Here is a 1070-nt window from a genome sequence, read left to right as displayed (position 1 = left end):
AAAGCATCAATCCGCATACTCCCATCAACAATAAAAAATAAGGTGCTCTCATGCTATGAATGCTCTAATTTGAATTTCACGATGGGCAGGTTGGAATTTACATCAACGGCATACAACTCATTGGTCTTTTCATTTACATCAATGCCATAAATAAATCGATCCAGTGTGTACCTGGCAAGCGGCTCTCCCTTTAACGAAAAGACATATATATACCTCCCCCCATCTATCGCGGGTTGCTGTTGTTCGGCAATCTCCTTAAAGCTTCTGCCATGAAAAACGGCATAAATATAATTATCCGTCACTTGTATGTCGCTGAATCCCATAATTCCCGAAGGAATTGCCATCCCTTTCGCCTCATTGTATTCCGGTTCTCCGTGAGGGCCAAACTTCACGATATGGGTGCCGTCTTTTAAGTTATAAATTTCAAGCACTTCTCCCAACTGGGTTGCCATAGCCAGAACTCCATTGTCGGGGTTATAGCCTATAAACGAACGCCATGCCTGAGCCAATGCCATGTCTCTGCTTTTAGATTCCAAGGTTGGTATTTCGCCGTGACTGGATTTGATGTTCCCGTTTTTGTCGATGATATGGAAACGATGTTCACCGGAATAGTCGGGAATGATAAAACAAGAATCATCATACAAGGAAAAATCCAACGCGCGGATAATCTCTTTGTTTAATGATATTTGCTTTGTATCCGTTTCTTTATAAGCGCCTCGCAATGGCATGTTTATTATCAGGTGTTTATTGGCATCCAATCCCCATATCTTCCCTTCTGCCAATCTGAAATTCTCTGCCGATAGAATTTCTTCAGGAGCCTGGCCACGCTTCCCGAAAGAGGATATATACCGGAACTGCGGATAGGTAAAGGAATGATAGAAATAATCGGGATGATGCAAATCCATAACAATAGCCAAACTGTCCTGGTGCTTGATTCTGAATGGATAGCGCAACATGACAGAGTCTGTATCAATACTTTTTCCCGTAAGTGAAATATTGGCAGGAAACGAATCATAAAAAAGATTGCTGTTGGGGTTCTTGCATCCCAAGGCAGAAGTAAGCAAATAAAA

General features: G+C 42.0%; 1 protein-coding gene. It reads right to left on the bottom strand.

What is annotated here, in order from left to right:
• Nucleotides 1-53: 53 nt before the first annotated feature.
• A partial coding sequence (locus tag D7D25_RS17660; RefSeq protein ID WP_255417387.1) for a BF3164 family lipoprotein occupies nucleotides 54-1070 on the bottom strand: 1017 nt, incomplete at its 5' end.

Origin of the sequence: Proteiniphilum sp. X52, from assembly GCF_003712195.1 — a bacterium.
Lineage (GTDB): Bacteria > Bacteroidota > Bacteroidia > Bacteroidales > Dysgonomonadaceae > Proteiniphilum.
The sequence above is the reverse complement of the archived record's forward strand: the minus strand, read 5'-3'. Positions and strand labels throughout refer to the sequence as shown.